This is a genomic window from Nocardiopsis alba DSM 43377 (assembly GCF_000341225.1).
GTDB classification, from domain to species: domain Bacteria; phylum Actinomycetota; class Actinomycetes; order Streptosporangiales; family Streptosporangiaceae; genus Nocardiopsis; species Nocardiopsis alba.
The window spans coordinates 40,476-57,245 of the sequence record NZ_ANAC01000003.1; the positions used below are offsets into that span (position 1 = coordinate 40,476).

General features: G+C 65.0%; 17 protein-coding genes. 4 read left to right on the forward strand and 13 right to left on the reverse strand.

Going from position 1 to position 16,770, the window contains the following annotated elements; translation table 11 throughout:
* Window positions 1-51: 51 nt before the first annotated feature.
* The gene (locus D451_RS0102570; RefSeq protein WP_017533312.1) at window positions 52-918 is read right to left on the reverse strand and encodes an MHYT domain-containing protein; all 867 of its coding nucleotides are present in this window, start codon (window positions 916-918) and stop codon (window positions 52-54) included.
* A 181-nt stretch (window positions 919-1,099) separates the two neighbouring features.
* Window positions 1,100-1,672 (reverse strand): TetR/AcrR family transcriptional regulator, encoded by a 573-nt coding sequence (locus D451_RS0102575; protein WP_017533313.1) that lies wholly within the window; start codon window positions 1,670-1,672, stop codon window positions 1,100-1,102.
* Window positions 1,673-2,138: 466 nt separating this feature from the next.
* On the opposite strand from D451_RS0102575, the gene D451_RS0102580 reads away from it, so the two are divergent.
* The 4 genes from D451_RS0102580 (at window position 2,139) to D451_RS0102595 (ending at window position 4,368) form a co-directional block, all read left to right on the forward strand.
* On the forward strand, window positions 2,139-2,840 hold the full coding sequence (locus tag D451_RS0102580) for a carbonic anhydrase (RefSeq protein WP_026124767.1): 702 nt from the start codon (window positions 2,139-2,141) through the stop codon (window positions 2,838-2,840).
* A 213-nt stretch (window positions 2,841-3,053) separates the two neighbouring features.
* Complete coding sequence (locus tag D451_RS0102585) at window positions 3,054-3,548, forward strand: hypothetical protein (RefSeq protein ID WP_014912905.1); 495 nt, start codon at window positions 3,054-3,056, stop codon at window positions 3,546-3,548.
* A gap of 88 nt (window positions 3,549-3,636) precedes the next feature.
* Complete coding sequence (locus D451_RS0102590; RefSeq protein WP_014913133.1) at window positions 3,637-4,008, forward strand: hypothetical protein; 372 nt, start codon at window positions 3,637-3,639, stop codon at window positions 4,006-4,008.
* Between the two features lie 114 nt (window positions 4,009-4,122).
* The gene (locus D451_RS0102595; RefSeq protein ID WP_014912897.1) at window positions 4,123-4,368 is read left to right on the forward strand and encodes a hypothetical protein; all 246 of its coding nucleotides are present in this window, start codon (window positions 4,123-4,125) and stop codon (window positions 4,366-4,368) included.
* A 10-nt stretch (window positions 4,369-4,378) separates the two neighbouring features.
* Here the strand turns inward: D451_RS0102595 and D451_RS0102600 are convergent, their stop codons facing one another.
* The 11 genes from D451_RS0102600 to D451_RS0102655 form a co-directional block, all read right to left on the reverse strand.
* Window positions 4,379-5,782: a DUF6177 family protein gene (locus D451_RS0102600; RefSeq protein ID WP_017533315.1), complete on the reverse strand. Its 1,404-nt coding sequence runs from the start codon at window positions 5,780-5,782 to the stop codon at window positions 4,379-4,381.
* Window positions 5,783-5,813: 31 nt separating this feature from the next.
* On the reverse strand, window positions 5,814-6,575 hold the full coding sequence (locus D451_RS0102605; RefSeq protein WP_017533316.1) for an immunity 49 family protein: 762 nt from the start codon (window positions 6,573-6,575) through the stop codon (window positions 5,814-5,816).
* A 253-nt stretch (window positions 6,576-6,828) separates the two neighbouring features.
* Complete coding sequence (locus D451_RS27175) at window positions 6,829-7,578, reverse strand: immunity 49 family protein (RefSeq protein ID WP_081616044.1); 750 nt, start codon at window positions 7,576-7,578, stop codon at window positions 6,829-6,831.
* 396 nt (window positions 7,579-7,974) lie between these two features.
* Window positions 7,975-8,898, reverse strand: coding sequence for a hypothetical protein (locus D451_RS27780; RefSeq protein WP_152472776.1), 924 nt, complete (start codon window positions 8,896-8,898; stop codon window positions 7,975-7,977).
* 38 nt (window positions 8,899-8,936) lie between these two features.
* A complete protein-coding gene (locus D451_RS27785) occupies window positions 8,937-9,497 on the reverse strand; it encodes a hypothetical protein (RefSeq protein WP_152472778.1) in 561 nt (186 codons plus the stop codon).
* A 20-nt stretch (window positions 9,498-9,517) separates the two neighbouring features.
* Window positions 9,518-12,358: a hypothetical protein gene (locus D451_RS27005; RefSeq protein WP_017533320.1), complete on the reverse strand. Its 2,841-nt coding sequence runs from the start codon at window positions 12,356-12,358 to the stop codon at window positions 9,518-9,520.
* A gap of 43 nt (window positions 12,359-12,401) precedes the next feature.
* Entirely contained in the window at window positions 12,402-12,767 is a 366-nt protein-coding gene (locus D451_RS0102630; RefSeq protein WP_014912911.1) for a DUF6507 family protein, read from the reverse strand.
* Window positions 12,764-13,084, reverse strand: coding sequence for a hypothetical protein (locus D451_RS0102635; protein WP_017533321.1), 321 nt, complete (start codon window positions 13,082-13,084; stop codon window positions 12,764-12,766). The genes D451_RS0102630 and D451_RS0102635 overlap by 4 nt, the downstream gene beginning before the upstream one ends.
* 388 nt (window positions 13,085-13,472) lie before the next feature.
* Complete coding sequence (locus D451_RS0102645; protein ID WP_394296794.1) at window positions 13,473-13,796, reverse strand: contact-dependent growth inhibition system immunity protein; 324 nt, start codon at window positions 13,794-13,796, stop codon at window positions 13,473-13,475.
* Window positions 13,797-14,320: 524 nt separating this feature from the next.
* Window positions 14,321-15,325: a sugar phosphate isomerase/epimerase family protein gene (locus tag D451_RS0102650; RefSeq protein WP_017533324.1), complete on the reverse strand. Its 1,005-nt coding sequence runs from the start codon at window positions 15,323-15,325 to the stop codon at window positions 14,321-14,323.
* A 37-nt stretch (window positions 15,326-15,362) separates the two neighbouring features.
* Window positions 15,363-16,760: an alkaline phosphatase family protein gene (locus D451_RS0102655; RefSeq protein WP_014911392.1), complete on the reverse strand. Its 1,398-nt coding sequence runs from the start codon at window positions 16,758-16,760 to the stop codon at window positions 15,363-15,365.
* Window positions 16,761-16,770 lie beyond the last annotated feature (10 nt).

Consider the following 16,770-nt stretch of genomic DNA (forward strand, 5'->3'; position numbering starts at 1 on the left):
GGGACGGGGCCGGGCGCGCCACCGGTTTTTCTCCGGACCCGACCCCGCCGGTCAACGGGTCCGCGACCACACGTCGTCGGTGGCGGGAGGCGTGGTCGTGTTCACGGCGCTGTGCCTGGGCGCGTACTCGCCCCGAGACGCGGCCGCGGTGGTGGGTTCGGGCTCGCGCGAACCTCGGCGCGCGGGATCGCGGGACTCGTCCTCGGAGTCGCTCAACAGGAGGAGCAGGCTACAGATCAGCAGGAGGACGAACAGCCCGATGATCATCGGGAGCAACAGGTCGAGCGCCTTCAACCCGTCGGGCGGGCCGACCGTTTCCACGTGCGGTTCGGTGACGTACACCCCGCTCATCCCGGTGTAGTGCACGGCGGTGATGGTCAGCGCCAACAACAGGGACGCGAGCGCGATCGCGCCGTAGTGGCTCAGCCGACGCGCCCCCCACAGTACGGCGGTGGCCGCGAACACGGCGATCACGGCGGAGACGGCCACGGGAACGGGGTCGTGGTGCAGGTCCCCGTGCAGATTCATCGACGCCATGCCGGTGTAGTGCATGGAGACGATCCCGAGTCCCAGCAGGACCCCGCCGGAGAGCAGCCGGACGGCGCCCCGGAACCGGATCACCAGGTACAGGGCCGCGCCCATGACGAGAATCGGGACCAGACCGCTGATCACGGTCAGCAGGGCGTCGTACCGGATGACCGTCCCGGGGACGCTGTAGCCGAGCATGGCGATGAAGTGCATGGACCACACGCCCATGCCGCCGAGGGCCAACGAGGCCAGGGCCAGCCACTGGAGGCGGAAGAGACCGCTCGCCCGGCGTGCCCGTGAGGCGAAGGACAGCCCGAGGAAGGAACCGATCGCCGAGACGGTGTAGGCGATCGCGGGGGTCAGCCAGTCCTGGGGGAGAAGATCGGCCACGTTCTCTACTCTCTATGTCACAGGTCACAAAAGTGACCTCCGTCCATGGATCGTAGAGACGAAAGTGGTCCTTCACCAGGGGGAACGCCCGTTTTCACATGACCTTTTGTGGCCATCGGCCTTTTATGGTCCCGTTCCGGCCGAAAAGGGTCTTCCTTGCTCGCGGTGGGCGAGGAGACGGTCACGGGCCGGGGTGGTCTCCGGCCTCGTTCCGCGTCCGGGACGAGCGCATGCCCTCGAAGGCGATGCGGGTCAGGGTGTCGGCGATCTCCTCACAGCCCAGTCCCCGGTCGGGCTTGTACCACTCGACGATCGAGTTGACCATGCCGAACAGAAGCCTGGAGGCGACCGCGGGGTCCACGTCGTCGCGGATATCGCCGTCGACCACGCCCTCGCGGACCAGGTCGGCGATCAGGTGGTCGAACCGGCGGCGGCGCTCCAGGGCCCGCTTCTCCACCTCGGTGTTGCCCCGTACGCGCAGGAGCAGGGTCACGTGCGGAAGCTCCTCCACCAGGACCCGGACGCTGCCGCGCATCACGTGTTCGAGCCGGTCGATCGCCGGACCGGTGGTCGACCCCTCCTCCCGAGTGACGGCGAAGAGGGCGTCCATGGCCAGTTCGAGGGACTGGCGCAGGAGCTCGGTCTTGCCGGAGACATGGTGGTAGATCGCGGACTTGGTCACGCCGAGGGCGCGGGCCAGGTCCTCCATGCTCGTGCCGTCGTACCCGCGCTCGTTGAAGACGCGGGCGGCCACGCGCAGTACGGAGTCGGCGTCGTGTCCCGGCCGGCCTGACCGGCGCCTTCCCGTGGAGCGGGCCGTGGACTGTTCTGGTGCGGAAGTTCGGGCCACGGTTGTCGAACCTACCTTGCGGCGGGAGCGGGACGTGCGGGGACGCGTTCCTCCCGGATGTGTCATGTGTCCGGATCCGTTCACTGAACGAACGGTCGGTAGGTAATACAGCATAGACCCGAGGGTCCACAAGGGGAAGTTCGGCGGGTCGGCGGGTCTCCTCGGGGTGGAGACGGGGCGGCGGGGCGCTGTTTTTTGTCTCTTTTATATCGATATATCCATGATCGCGAAGTTCGCCTGTGCCGCAATCGGCCGTCGCGCGTTAGGGGACCGTTAATCCCCCTTGTTGGCACACAGGACACAGGAGTAGCTTTTTCGGGCTTTGCCGCTGAAAGCCATTGATTTTCGTGAAACGGAAAAAGAGATCCTCATGGCCATGAGTCGTAGGGGTGCTCTCAAGGCATCCCTTCTCGGCGGCGTCGGCGCCGCCGCCGTGACCGCTTTCCCCACCTCGGCCTGGGCCGACCCCATCCCCGGCGCGCCCTCCGTACGAACCCCGGCGGAAGCGTTGCGCCTGCTCAAGGAGGGCAACCGGCGCTGGAGACGTCACGCCTCCTCCCACCCGAACGAGGGGAGAGGTCGCCGGGAGGAGATGGTCGGCGGCCAGAACCCCTTCGCCGTCGTTCTCGGCTGCGCCGACTCACGGGTGCCCCCGGAACTGGTCTTCGACCGCGGACTCGGTGACCTGTTCACCATCCGCTCCGCGGGACAGGTCCTCGACGGATCCGTCCTCGGCAGCATCGCCTACGCCGTCGAACACCTGAGCACGCCCCTGATCGTCGTCATGGGCCACCAGAGCTGTGGCGCGGTCGACGCCGCGGTCGAGGCGCACCGGACCGGCGAACTCCCGCATGGACACGTCGGAGGACTGGTCGCCGAGATCCTGGAGGTCGTGGAGTCCACCCCCGACGACGGTGAGGACTTCCTCGACGACTGTGTGAGGGCCAACGCTCAGCACATCGCCGACCTCCTCCGGGAGGACGACGAGATCGGAGGATCCGTGGCGGAGGGGCGCGTACAGATCGTCGCCGCCCGGTACGGCCTGGAGGACTCCCGGGTCTCCTGGCTCTGAGGCACGGCACCGTACACGCAGGAGAAGAGGGCGGACCGAAAATCGACTTACTACCCTTTCCAGGAATGGGCAGGTCAAACCGCTGGTGAGCGATGAATACGGGAAAAGTCTGCGGAAGGGTGCGAGTGCGCCTATTCTCGTGGTGTCCTCAGGGATGTCGTCCGATCCGCCCGTGCGCCGACGGGGGCGGTCCCGTCTTCGCGAAGGAACCCCGTGTACGCCATCGATCACCAGATGCGACAGATGTTCCGGACCCCGGGTGTGAGCGGTGTCTGCCTCCTCGACTGGCGGAGCGGCCGTGTCCTGGAGCACCTCGGCGAATCCGAGGGGGCGACGGGCACGGCCGCGATGCTTCGGGCCATCGACCGAGGCCCTCTGTGCGTCGCCCAGGCCGTCGAGGACGTGATGATCACCGAAGGCGACCACCATCTCCTGTTCGCCGTCATGCGCGGCTCCCGCTACTGCGTACAGGTCCGCGTCGAACGTGAAGAAGGGGACGTCGCCCTCGCCCTTCGGCGCCTGAGACACTTGGCCGACAACACCGAGCTGCCCACCCGGGACCACGGGAGGCCGCCCCGCAGAGGCCGGGGCGGGCACCCCCGCGTCAGGGCCAAGAGCCGTGTGGACCGACCCGTCCTGGAACGGGTCCTCACCGGCCTGCGATCCCTGGCCGTGGCCGGAGTGCGCCCGGCGATGACGGTCACGTGAGACGCTCCCTCGCCCCCCGGGCCCCGATCACGAGGCCACCGCGCCGATCGGCCTCGGGCATCGGTCCGACCGAGGAGAGAAGAGGGACATGCCCAATATCGAGATCGGGCTCCGCGAGATGATGCGGATCGAGGGGGCCATGGGGGCGGCGGTGGTCGACCACGACAGCGGTCTGCCCCTGGGAACGCTCACCTCCAACGACTCCTTCGACCTCACGGCCGCCCTGGCCGCGAACACCGAGGTCATCCGGGCCAAGGCCGGAGCCCTGGACGAATCAGAGGCCGCCCACCGGATCGAGGACATGCTCATCACCCTGTCCGGGCAGTACCACGTCATCCGGCCCGTCACCGCGCCCACCAAGCGCGACCTCTTCCTCTACCTGGTCCTGGAGCGTTCCGGAGGCGACCTGGCCTCGGCCCGTGAACGGCTGGGAGAGATCGAGCGGACCCTGGAGGTCTAAGGGCCCGCAGGGCCCACCCGCGGTAAGGGTGGAAGGGACCATCGGCCTTTCCACCCCGGCGGGTATGGGGGAGAATGCGGGTGACCACCCCCCAGCCATCCCAGGGAGACCGGCATGTTCCGGATCGCCATCAGTCGACTCACCGACGACGGCCGCCGCATCACCCCCGAACACCGCGGCACGGCCCTGTCCGTCGACGAGGCGGTCCACGCCCTCCGCGAGGTCCTGCCCACCGTGGACACCACCGCCTTCCAGAGCGACGCCGTGCAGCGCTCGGTCAACCGGGTCAACGACTTCCGCCACGACGTGGCCACCGCCGACGGCTCCCACTACCGCGTCGTCATCGCCCCCATGATGTGACCCGCCGACCTCACCTCCGCCGCGAGGGCGCGGGCCTCAGATGCTCGACCAGGGCCTGGAACCGGTGCCAAGCGTCCGGCTCCACCCCGTCCCCGATCCGATACCAGACCGTCGGGGTCATCGGCGGACCGAACGGCACGCCCTTCACCGGCCCGGTCAAGGCGCGCTCCCGCCCCGCCGCGAGCACCCCCTCGGTTCCCACGGCCGACCCGATGGGGACCGGGACCCCCGCCCACTTCGGCGGGTAGAGCAGATCGGCGCGGCCCAGAGCACGCCGCACCGTCATGGACGACAGCCCGTCACGGTCGACCAACTCCCGGACCAGGGGTTCCAGGACGTCCAGGTCGGGTTCCTCCGTGTGCCCCACGGTGAGAGCGACGTGCTCGCGCACCCCCGACGCCGTACGCGAGAACCGCAACCGTCCCGCGAACGGCCGCCCGCTCCCCGGGATCCCGCCGAACCCCACCGTGCTCTCCTGTGGCATCCGATCACGGGCCAGGGCGGTCACCGAAGCCGTGTCCCACTCGTAGGCGAACGGCTCCGCCAGACCCCACACCGCCGGCGCGGCCCCGGCCAGACGCTCGGTCAACAGCTCGGTGGCCTCACCGACCACCAGCGCGTCATGGACCGGATGGTCCACGCGTAGATCCACGTGCAACAGAACACCGCCGAGATGCTCCTCCGCGGCCCGGAAATCCGGATGCGGCCCCTCCTCCGCCCGCGTCGACGGATCCGGGACGTACCCCTCCTCGTCCCGCCACACCAGAGGCAGACCGTTGAACCCGTCGTAGTGGTGGCCGTCCGCCGCGCGCACCACCCAGGTGGCGTTCGGGTCGCTCAGGATCCCGCGCAGGGCGTGCGTCAGGGCGCTCGTGGACGGGGTCACCAATTGCAGACCGAGCCCCTCCCGACCGAAGCGGGCCAGCGCGTCCACCGTCCAACCGGAGAACGACACCACCGGACGGTCCTGCACCAGGACCACGTTCTTCCCGGTCACCGTGCTCACCGCGGGATGGTCGGTGCCCCCGAGCAGCCAGGGATCCCTGGACAGACGCGACTCGGGCTCCCACACCCTCCCGCCGTGCGCCCCGACCAGATGGTGGGCGAACCGGCGGACCAGGGCGAGCGTGTCGACGTCCTCCAACTCACCGCCACGAGCCTCCACCCACCACGGCTGGGCGGGCAGATCGTCGGTGAACCCCTCGCCCAACAAGCGATCGATCTCGGTGGCGACGGCGTTCCGCTGCGCGGCCTGCACCGCCATGACCAGCCGACCGGAATCGTCCCGCAACTGCACCACGGTGCCCTCCGCGATCAACCGGACCCGCAGAGCGGGGTCGGCCGCCGCGAGGGCCTCCAAAAGCGAACGGCGGCCGGGGCTCTCCGCCAACACGGCGATCACGTCACGGCTCAAAAGATGCCTCCGAAAAGGGGGAAGGGGCGGGTCAAGTGGGGAATTCTCCGTACCAGGAGTTCTCGAGCAGATGCTTGGGGAGGTAGCCGGATTCGACATCGAAGTGGAAGTCGGGGTCTTGTTCTGCGGTGTCGTATCCCAGGCAGGCCAGAGCGAGCAGGGGGAGAGAGAACATCCCTTTGATGTCGTTGATCCGGTCTCCGGTGGTCCAGTAGTCGCCGTGCAGGGCGAGCCCTTGGGCCAAGGCCTGGTTGTATCGGTCGCTGTCGCGTTGGACGAGGCGGAGGAAGGTGTTCATCGGGGGGAAGGTGATCTTGTTCAGGTACTCGGGGTCACTGATCTCGGCCCGCTCCGGGGTGGACAGTTCCATTGCCGCGGTGAGGTTCTCGGCCAGGCCGGGCCGGTTGAGGACGAAGTCCTGGAGAGCGGCGGCCCAGTGGTAGGAGGAGGGGTTGTAGCGCGTTCCCTCCGACTCTCCCGCTTCGCGTAGGAGGTCGACGGGGATCTCGCAGAGGTCGCGGTAGCGCTGTTGTTCGCGGCAGACGACGGCGAGGAAGAACGCTTGCAGCCAGTTACCGACATTGGTGCAGTACCAGGGGCCGATGGCGGTGGTGTGGCGGAGCTTCCGGTTGATCATCAGCTCCAGAGGGGTGCCCTCGGGGTTGGTGGTGATCTTGAACATCGCGTACTGCATCTGCATTTCCGTGACCCAGGCCTCCCAAGTGGAGACCAGGTCCACTTCGGGGTCGGCCACGGTGCTGTAGATGGTGTCGGAGCCGAACGCACTCACCATCAGATCGACACTCTGTGGTTTCGTTTCAAGAAGATCGGAATAGAATTCTCGGTCTTCCCTTGAATCCTCTTCGTGGTCGGGTTCTGCTCGATGAGAGAGATCATGGCTCGGTACTAGGATAGAGAGCGCCTTTCCCAGGTTCGGGAGAGAATGTTCTCGGGGAGGTAGTCGGAGTTGAACCCGGGGTTGAAGTCGGGAACCCGGGCGCTTATGTCGAAAGCCAGGCATGAGATCCTGAGAAGCCCTAGGGGTATCACTCCGTTGAGGTCCTTTTTCGCTCCTCTGTTGCTGTCTGGTAAGAGTGAAATTTTTGGAAACCTTGAGCGAGGGCTCTGTTGAAGTCTTCGGTGTTATGTTCGATTATCCTGTAGAATGCATTGATCTGAGGGAAGGCGATGCTATCAAGAAATTCTCGCCCCTGAGGTCCGCTTCCGCTTGGGGAGGATAGTTGAAATGAGCCAATAAGATTTTCGGTGAGCTGAGGGCGATCAAGAATGTAGTCTTGAAGGGCTGAGATCCAAGGGTAGATGAATTCATGGTACCTGGCTCCGCCTGCGTCGGCCGCTTCGCGCATGCTTGCCACCGGAACTTTGCAAAGAAAAGAGGCTCGGTCTTGATCGCGGCAGGTAAGCGCGAGGAAGAACGCATCAAGCCAGTTTTTGGCGTTCGCCGAGTATGAAGGGCCAGTTCCCTCCAAGATCCTCTCTTTTCCATTGATCACCCTCTTTATTTTCTTTCCTTCTGGGGTCTGGCTTATTGCGAATACTGCCTCCGCGACTTCCGAGAATGTTGTCCAGGATTCCCATGTTTCAGCCTTGTGGGATGCAGGATCCATGGCCAGGTTCATGTATGCATCGAGACGTACTGAAGCCAGAACAAGGTGAGTTACGGAGGAGTTGAGTTCGAGGAGGTCTACCTGCTCACTCCTTGTTTCGTTGCTCTCCTTGATCTTTGATCGGTATGCGGAGAGGCTCGCATCGTGGCGAGAGATGAATTCAGGCATCCGGGACTCTGCTCAGGTGGTAGAGGCGGGGTGCCAGGTGGTTCTCATGGGTGCTCTGGGGGTGGAGTGACCTTACTTCCAAATTCATCCATCTTTTTATATTCATCGCAGAGCCGCATGATCTCCCTCAGCGCCTCTCGCCAGTCTTCAAGATCTTCTGCCTCGGGCTCATATCCCGCATCTCAGTGCCCGAAAATTAGATCGTCTAGTTGGCGATTGGTGAGGCTTGAGTCGATTAGTTTCTGTGCTCCATCTCTTGCCCCGTCTCGCACCCCTCCAGTCTATAGTTATTCTCGAAGACCTCTTCGAGGGTGCTCCCTTCGATTGTCCAGTCCTGGTGGAAGAATGTCTCGAACGCGCGTTTGATGTCGGCGAGGTGTTCGCCCTCGCTCGGGTTCATCTCGCTGGAGAAGTGGCCAGATTCCACCACCAGTGACCTTCCGGGATTTTTCTGGGCGCCACTTCAGGGAACCCATGAGCGTGGGGGAGTACCTCGCGCAGTGCTTCGTCCAGGGCTTCGATGTCCTCGACGTCCACCAGAGAGAAAGTCAGGCCCCCTAGATAAATTTCAAACAGATTTTCCAGAGCCGACCGATACAGGCAGGCCGAGTACCACCAGTGTTCCATGGGGGCGGAGGTGTAAGTCTGGGTACGTGAGAGGTAAACCCTGATCTCATCTGCCCGGGCTACGGCGTACTCCGCCAAGCGGATCCTCAGCTGGTCGCTTATATTTGATTCGCTCTCCTGAAGTCTGGCGCCCCACAGTAGAAGTAGCGGTCGATCTATCGGTACGCCATCATCGCTCAGGTCGGAAAGGGCCTGATCTGACAGTTCATCAGCCGTTCCCCCAAAGAGGTGAACTGGTTCACGAAGAAAGATGGGCCAGCCGTAGGATTCGAAGTAGGATCGGCCATCGGTCTCTACTTTTACTTCTACCGCCAGGTTTACAGAGACGGTCGATGTTTCGCTTGGATGGCGCTGGAAAAGCAAGATTCGAGTGCCGTCCGACCTCAGTTGGTCATCTATCAGAGATCCTTCACGGACAGTAACCGAAGCCGAATTCAGGTAGGCCCTCACGGAGATATCGGCTACGCGTTCTTCCACAGGTAGTTCGTGTAGCCTACGCTTGCTCTGTGTGGCAGCGACGATGGGGGAGTCGAACTGTAGCTGCTGAGAGCTCGAGCGCAGAGCCCGAACCAGGTCGAACTGATCCATGGCGGGATCAACTGTGACACCCGGACGATCGAGTTCTGATACCTGGGACAGGTCGCGATCCAAGTGGCGCTGTACCAACCCAGGGTCGGAGAGCAGCTTCTCCATCGCGCGTTCTTCAGGTGTTCTTCTATTCTCCATCGGATCTACAGACCGTCCCAATGAACGTATTCAAGGCGTTGCCTTATTTCTTCCTCGCTCATGTCCTGTTGTACGGGAGAGCGCCACCACCAGTGACTTTCCGGAACCCAAGCAGGGATTTCTTTTTCCCTGATGGGTGGCGCCTCATCGGAGACGTCTTTCAGGATTTCATCGATGTCTTCGATCTCCTCGATGTAGAGGTCGTGAAAATCTTCCCTCTGTGATTCACTCCAGATCATGAATTCTTCAGTGAATACTTCTAGTGTGGATCTCATTTCGCAGGCGACCTTGAAGCCACCGAGTCTTCCAAGCTCTGCATAGTTAGAGCACCTGGCGAGGTAGAGGTAAAGGCCGACTCTGTTGGGGTCGGTGGAGATAAGCTTGGAAAGCTCCCTTTTGAATGCTTCCGTGTGCTCATCTTTGATGCTGTTTCTCTTGATCTCTCGGCTTAATGGGACTAGGGCATCTAGTATTCTCCCTATTTTAGCCCCCTTGTCTATGCTCTCCTTGTTTAATGCGCTTATTATCTTGCCCATGTTGTCTTTGATGGCTTGGTGTTTGCGCATCGTTCCTCTTTTGCTGGATGCTACATCCTACCAAATGTGGGCACCAGGACTCGGCCGTCCGGTGCAACGATCAAGCGCGCTTTGATGGTGTACTGTTTGTCATTGGGATCTTTGAGAATGTCTCCATTTTTATCTGTCGAGCGCTCAAATACCATCCTTCGGGATCCATCTTCAGATATGCTCTCTTCGATCAATTTTCCACTTTGTAGTGTCGCTTCCAGGCTGTCTAGATAGTCTTTGACTGATCTCTGCGAAAATTCTGCCGCGATCCCTCTTCCTGTGGGTGGTATTGTTATTTCGGATTCTGGGAGTTCTTTGTAGTGTTTTCTGGCGTGATAGGCGGTCGAGTTTGGATCCCCCATGCTGATATTGCCCGCTTCTTCTCGTACTTCCTGTACAAGGTTTTTGAGAGGCTGGTTGGGATCGACTCTCGTGGTCGTTGTTCCACGCTCATTCAGGACGACTTCCCGATCTGCGGCCATGCGTGTTTCCAGTAGATCATGATTCTCGATCATCATGTCCTTGACGGGCTGCCTTGCCTGTTTCTTGGTGATCTTCTGGCTCTCCATGGCGTTTTCAACTGTTTCGTTGAATGTCGCCTTGTAGTACTCGTACCTATATGCAAATTGTCGGGGGTTGGATGATCCTTCGAGGGCGAATTCGACAGCCTTCGGATGGAGGATCTTGTCGACTTTCGACCCGCCGATCAGGTCGGCGTTCACGGTGGTGGCCAGGCGTTGCCACTGGTCCCCATCGCGCGGGTTTTCTCCACGTAGCTTGAGGATCGCCTCGTCCGACATCGCATCTCGAAGGCGGTTCTCAAGTTTGTCGGCTTTCTCGAGCTTTTTCCCCAGATCCGGGTCCAGAGGGTTGGATATATCTGGAGAGTGGGGAGCATCGCCGTTCCCGCTTCCGGGTGAATCTCCCGAGGTGCGGGTGCTTGGAGGGGTGCTCCCGTTCGCTCTGTCGGCTGACTCCGGGCTGGTGGGTGGTCCGATTTTTTCTTCGCCGTGACTCGAAGCTCGATGGCCGGTGCCGTCCTGGTTGTGGGCGGTGGGGGAGCGGTCGCTCATGTTCGCGCCGTGGTCGCCGCCGCGGTTGTTGTCGGAGGCCTCGTTGCCCGGGCCCCGACCGCTGCCGGTGCCGTCGATGCCGTCGGCGCGGGCGTGGAGTGGGGAGGACGGTGGCTTGTTCGCCGCGGAGGCGTCGAAGGTGTCGTTGTGGCCGCCGCCCGCTGGAGTGAGGACACGGGAGCGGTCGCCTTCGGGGCCGTCGATGATCTCGCGGGCGGTCCAGGTGCCCTCGTCAGAGGCCGGGGTGTCGTTCGACCGGGTCTTGTTGTCCCGGTCGACCTCGTCGAGCTCCATCTGGTTCTCGGATCGGAGCCGGTCTCCCAGGGCGGCGTTGTCCGGGTGGTTGACGATGTCCTCGAAGGTGAGCATGTCGTCGACCCGAGGGTCCTCCGCGGGGCGACGTTCCGGTCCCGATGTCTCGGAACGATCCTGTCCGATGGGTCTGGAGGGGGACGGGCGTCCACCGCCCGCCGTCTCACCGGAGCCGGTCCCGCTGCTCTGTTGGCTGTTGTACAGCCGCTCCAGGGAAGCGCCGATCTCGGAGACCTGCCGGGGGTCGAATCCGCTGAGGTCGGAGGAGTCGAAGTTCAGGTTCGCGACCGGGGAGCCGTTGCCGCCGAAGTTCGGCAGGTTCATCGATGGCGAGGAGATGTTCGTTTCCACACCGTCGCCGCTGCCGCCCCGGCTGCCGGAGCCTCCCATCCCGTCCACGATGGACATGCCGCGCCAGGCCATCAGGGGCACGCCCACCACAGCGCCCACACCGGTGGCGGTGAGCGCGGCTCCGCCGACCAGGCCGACGACGTTCAACGCGGCGGTGCCGATCACGTATCCGGGACGGTCGCCCCACTCCTCCCAGGGCACCACCGAGTGCGCCAGGTCCCGCCAGGCCCCATGGATGGTGTCGGTGCCGGACCAGCCCAGGGAGTCGGTTTCGGCGTCGTACATCCCGATGAGGGAGGCGGCCGACGTGAGGTTGTCCCAGTGGTACTCCTTGAGGGCGTCCCCCCAGGACATCTCGAACCAGCCCTCGGAGGAGTGCATGCCCAGCATGGCTCCGGTGCCCTGGACCGCGTCCACGCCGAAGTCCCACACCGCGTCGAGCGCGTCCTGATGCCAGTACTGGTCCGCGGTGCCCGGCTCGCCCCACACGGAGGGGATGTCGGCGTCGGTGTCGATCGTGTCGAAGACGAAGGCGTCGGGGTTCGTCGTGGCCTGACTGGAGGAGCCGCGGACGAACACGGTCCTCCCGACGATCCCCCGGCTGATCGTGTTGGCGCAGATACGTTGGGCTCTCTCGTACCACTTGATCAGAGCCAGGGCCTCGTCCCGGTAGGCGTTGCTCTTCTCGACGTTGGAGCTCGTACTGGTGAACCAGTGGTCGGACTTCTTCCAGTCCTCCTCACTCAGCATGCGCTCTCGGAAGGCGGCGGCCCGATTCCTCAGGTCGTTCCATTCCATCTTGATCTCGCGGACCTCGTCGGCGAAGTCCTCCAAGGCCCCCGCCGCCCGGTCGGTCCCGCTCTCGACATCGCTCCCGTTGGCGGAGACCGGGGCCAGCGCGCCCAGGAGATCCTCTGATTCGGGTGCGGTGTAGCAGGCGGAGAGACCGCCCCAGGTGGAGACGATGTCCTCTCCGGTCTCCGCCACGCCCTTCCCCGCCTTGCGCAGGGCGGAGGCCTGGTTGCGGAGTTCGACGTGGTCGGTGGTGGGGATGGGGAACGCTGAGGGGTCGATGAGGCCGTCGCAGTCCTGGAGGGGCGCGGGCACATCGAGGATGCCGGTCATGCGGGGGGCTCCTGGCGGGGGTGGGGGACGAGGTCAGGAGGGGTCAGATGTTGGGCGGCGGGGGAGGCGGGGAATCGGGGGGAGGGACGACCCCCGCGTTGCTCTGGGCCTCGGCCGCCATCTCGAGGTTGCCGTTGACGTAGGCGGTGGTGGCGTCTCCGGCGCCCTCGACCCCGCTCAACGTCTTGGCGGCCATCTCGCCCATCACCTCGAAGTAGTGGCCGCAGAACTCGCTCAGGGCGATGCTGATGGGGACGCTGTCCGCCATCTCGCTCACGGTCTCGGCGGTGGTGGCGATGGTGTCCATGTCGCCGACCAGTCCGTCGGTGCCGCCCTCCTCGCCGATGAGGCCGAGGGTCTCGGTGAGGATCGCGCTCACCTGTGGGGGATCGATGGACCAACTACTCAAGACCCGTCCTCCTGGGGGCGAGGGCCGAAGGCCGAGGGGCGGAACGTCGCCGGCTCCGGCTCGGGGCTGGTGCTCTCGAAAGTGGATTCCGTCCAGGACGGGGACGCCTGAACGGCGTACTGCATCCGGTTCAGCGAGGCGCGGGCCCGGTGGACGTCGGTGAAGGTCCTGCTGAGAAGGCGCTCCGAGGCCGCCGCGATGAGAGCGGAGGGAGAGAGCGGCATGGGCTGTTCGTCTTCGGTCTCCTGCGCTCCCTCATGGCCGGTGGCCGTGTGCCGGTGCTCTGAACTCTCGTCCTCGATGAACTCGAACTTCACCGCTCTGCCTTTTCAACGTTCGGATGGCCTCGTGTGTTCAGTCGCGCCATCGGCGTGCTCGGTTCTGATTCTGTGTGGTCTTCTCTGGCCGTGGAGCTCCGGTTCCGTGTGAGTATTCGGACTCCGACGAGTGAAGTCCCTTGTTATTCCAGGTCATCGGTGTGGTGGAGGTGAATGGTGGCCGGATGCGGCCATCGATGCGGAATGAAGGTGTCGGGACGTTGGGGCTCGTGTTCGTTCCGGGGGAAGGCTCTCAGAGGGGTATGACGGAACGGTCGGGTGCGTGAAGTCGGCTCGCCGGCGATGACTCTCGCCACCGGGTCGTCATCGCGCCCGGCCTCATCGCCTCCGCGAAGGTAGGGGTCTCGCTGATATCCGACCTGGTCGTTCACGGTCGGTCGTAGGCATCACAGAGCCGCACGATCTCCTTCAAGATCCCCCGCCAGGTCCCGAGATCCTCGTCCTCTGGTTCGTATCCGGCGCTCCAGTGGCGGACGAGGAGTATTCCCGGTCGGTGCTCGGTGAGGTCCGAGTCGATCAGTATCCGAGCACCGGCTCCGATCCCCTCGCGTATGCCTTCGAGTCCGTGGTTGTTCTCGAAGACCTCTTCAAGGGTGTTTCCGTCGATCGTCCAGTCCTGGTGCAGGTATGCCTGAAAGAAGTGTTTGATGTCGGAGAGGTCTTCGCTCTTGTCCAGAGACGCCGGCTCCATCTTCAAATCGGGGTTCTCCGTTCCAGAGCGACCTGTTCTGGTGCTGGGTCGGTCTTTCAAAGTCCGTCCCAGTGGACGTATTCGAGGTGCTGTCCGATCTCCTTCTCACCCATGCCCTGTTGTGCGGGTGGGCGCCACCACCAGTGGCTTTTCGGAACCCCGGCGGAGACGTCTTGCAGGATCCCATCGATGTCTTCGACCTCCTCGATGTAGAGGCCGGGGTAGTCCTTTCTCCGCCTCCTTTCGGTGGTGTCGAACGCTGTCCCATATGGGGATCGCGGTGGCTTCGCGCGTGGCGTCGGGGCACTTCGTTCTGATTCTGTGCGGTCTTCTCGGGCCTTGGCGTCCTGGTCAGGGGGGACGCGGGGCCCGGCGAGGGTGGGGCCGCTCGCCGGGTCAGGTCAGTGGTGGTGGCGGTCGATGGTGGCCGGATGCGGACATCGCGCCGGGGGAGGGGCGGAACACGAAAGGGGGGCGGGCCCATGACGGGCCCGCCCCCTTTTTTCCTCCTCACCTACGGCCGGTCACCGTGAGGAGAAGGCCGAGTCGAAGGAGGCCGAGGGCGGGTCGAAGGCGTTGGCCCGTACGAACCGGACCGCCTCGGCGGCCCCGGTGAGCCGGTCCATGCCGGCGTCCTCCCATTCGATGGAGATCGGTCCCGCGTAGCCGATCGAGTTCAGGGTCCGGAAGCAGGACTCCCAGGGCACATCGCCCCGTCCGACGGAGACGAAGTCCCAGCCCCGGCGTGGGTCCCCCCAGGGGAGGTGGGAGCCCAGGCGTCCGCTGCGGCCGTCGCCCACGCGTTTACGGGCGTCCTTGCAGTCCACGTGGTAGATCCGGTCGCGGAAGTCCCACAGGAAGCCGGCCGGGTCGATGTCCTGCCACACCATGTGGCTGGGGTCCCAGTTCAGCCCGAAGGCCTCCCGGTGCCCGATCGCCTCCAGGGTCGCCGCGGTCGACCAGTAGTCGTAGGCGATCTCCGAGGGGTGCACCTCATGGGCGAAGCGGACGCCGACCTCGTCGAACACGTCCAGGATCGGGTTCCATCGGTCGGCGAAGTCGCGGTAGCCGGCCCGGACGATGTCCTCGTCCACCGGAGGGAACATCGCCACGTACTTCCAGTTGGCCGAGCCCGTGAAGCCCACCACCGTGGACACGCCCATCCGGGCGGCCGCGCGCGCCGTCGTCCTCATCTCCTCGGCGGCGCGCCGCCGCACGCCCTCCGGCTCTCCGTCGCCCCAGACCCGGGCGGGCAGGATGTCCCGGTGCCGGTGGTCGATCGGGTCGTCGCACACGGCCTGGCCGAGCAGGTGGTTCGAGATCGCCCACACGCCCAGGCCGTGCCGTTCGAGGATCTCTCGGCGTTCTCGCACGTAGGCGTCGTCCACGGCGGCCCGGGTCACGTCGAGGTGGTCGCCCCAGCAGGCGATCTCCAGGCCGTCGTAGCCCCAGGAGGAGGCGAGTTCGCACACCTTCTCGAAGGGCAGGTCGGCCCACTGGCCGGTGAAGAGGGTGACCGGTCGGGTCATCGGGGTTCCTCCTGGGGTCGGGGGCGGGGCCGGGGGCTCACAGCGGGGTCGACCTCGCCGGTGCCGGCACACCGACGAGGTCGAGCATCAGGTCGCGGACCTCGGTGGCCGCGAAACGGTCCCGGGCCAGGTCCGGGTCCGTGCACAGGAGGACGGGACCGTCCTCGGGGTCGGTGTGCGGGCGTCCGTGGGTGCCCCGCACACAGCTCGGGTCGAGGGGGACGACGTTCATCGCGTAACGGAGCCCGACCTTCTTGCGGACGAGTCCGGACGCCGCGCGCAGCCGCACGAGTCGGTCCGCGGGGTCCAGGAACAGTTCGGCCGGGTCGTATCCGGGCTTGCGGTGGATGTCGACGCCGCGCGCGAAGTCGGGGGCGCGGTCGTCGTCCAGCCAGTGGTAGTAGGTGAACCAGGCTCCGGGGTCGGCGAACAGCACCAGTTCTCCGGAGCGTTCGTGGTCGAGGCCGTGGTCGGCCTGGGCCCGCCGGTCCAGGACCAGGTCCACACCCTCCACCTCGGACAGGAGTCGTGCGACCTCGGGCAGGTCCGCCGGGTCGTCGACGTAGACGTGGGCGCACTGGTGGTCGGCGACGGCGAAGGCGCGGGAGGTCCAGGGGTCGAGGTACTCCATGCCCTCCTGCGTGTACACCTCCAGCAGCCCGGCCTCGCGCAGCACCCGGTTGACGTGGACGGGGCGGTCGGCCGGGGTGATGCCGTACTCGCTCAGCACCAGGACGGTGACGCCCGCCGCCTCGGCGTCGTCCAGCAGTGGGGCGAGCGCGGCGTCGAGGTCGCGGACGGCCCGGCGCGCCTGTACGGAGTCGGGGCCGAAACGCTGGAGGTCGTAGTCGAGGTGGGGGACGTAGCACAGGGTCAGGTCGGCCCTGGGGAGGAGACGACGGGTGGCGGCCACGATCCATTCGGTGGAGCGGATCGACGCGGTCGGCCCCCAGTAGTGGAAGAGCGGAAAGGGGCCCAGTTCCGCGGTCAGTTCGTCGTGCAGTGCGACCGGCCGGGTGTAGCAGTCGGGGGACTTGCGGCCGTCCGCGTGGTAGACGGGGCGCGGGGTGATGGTCCAGTCGGTGGTGGCGCCCATGGCGTACCACCAGCACACGTTGGCGGTGCGAAAGTCCGGGCGATGGCGGCGGGCGGTCTCCCACACCTTCTCGCCGCCGACCAGCCGGTTGTGCTGGCGCCACAGGTGGACCTCGCCCAGGTCCCGGAAGTACCAGCCGTTGGCGACGGCCCCGTGCCGGGCCGGCGGGGCTCCGGTCAGGAAGGTGGACTGGACGGTGCAGGTGACGGCGGGCAGCACGGTCTCCAGGGTGGCCCGGGTCCCTCGGTCGGCCAGGGCGCTCAGCCGGGGCGCGTGTTCGAGCAGGCGCGGGGTGAGGCCGACCGCGTCGATGACGAGGAGGCGTCGGTCCTGGGGCATGGATGGTGGT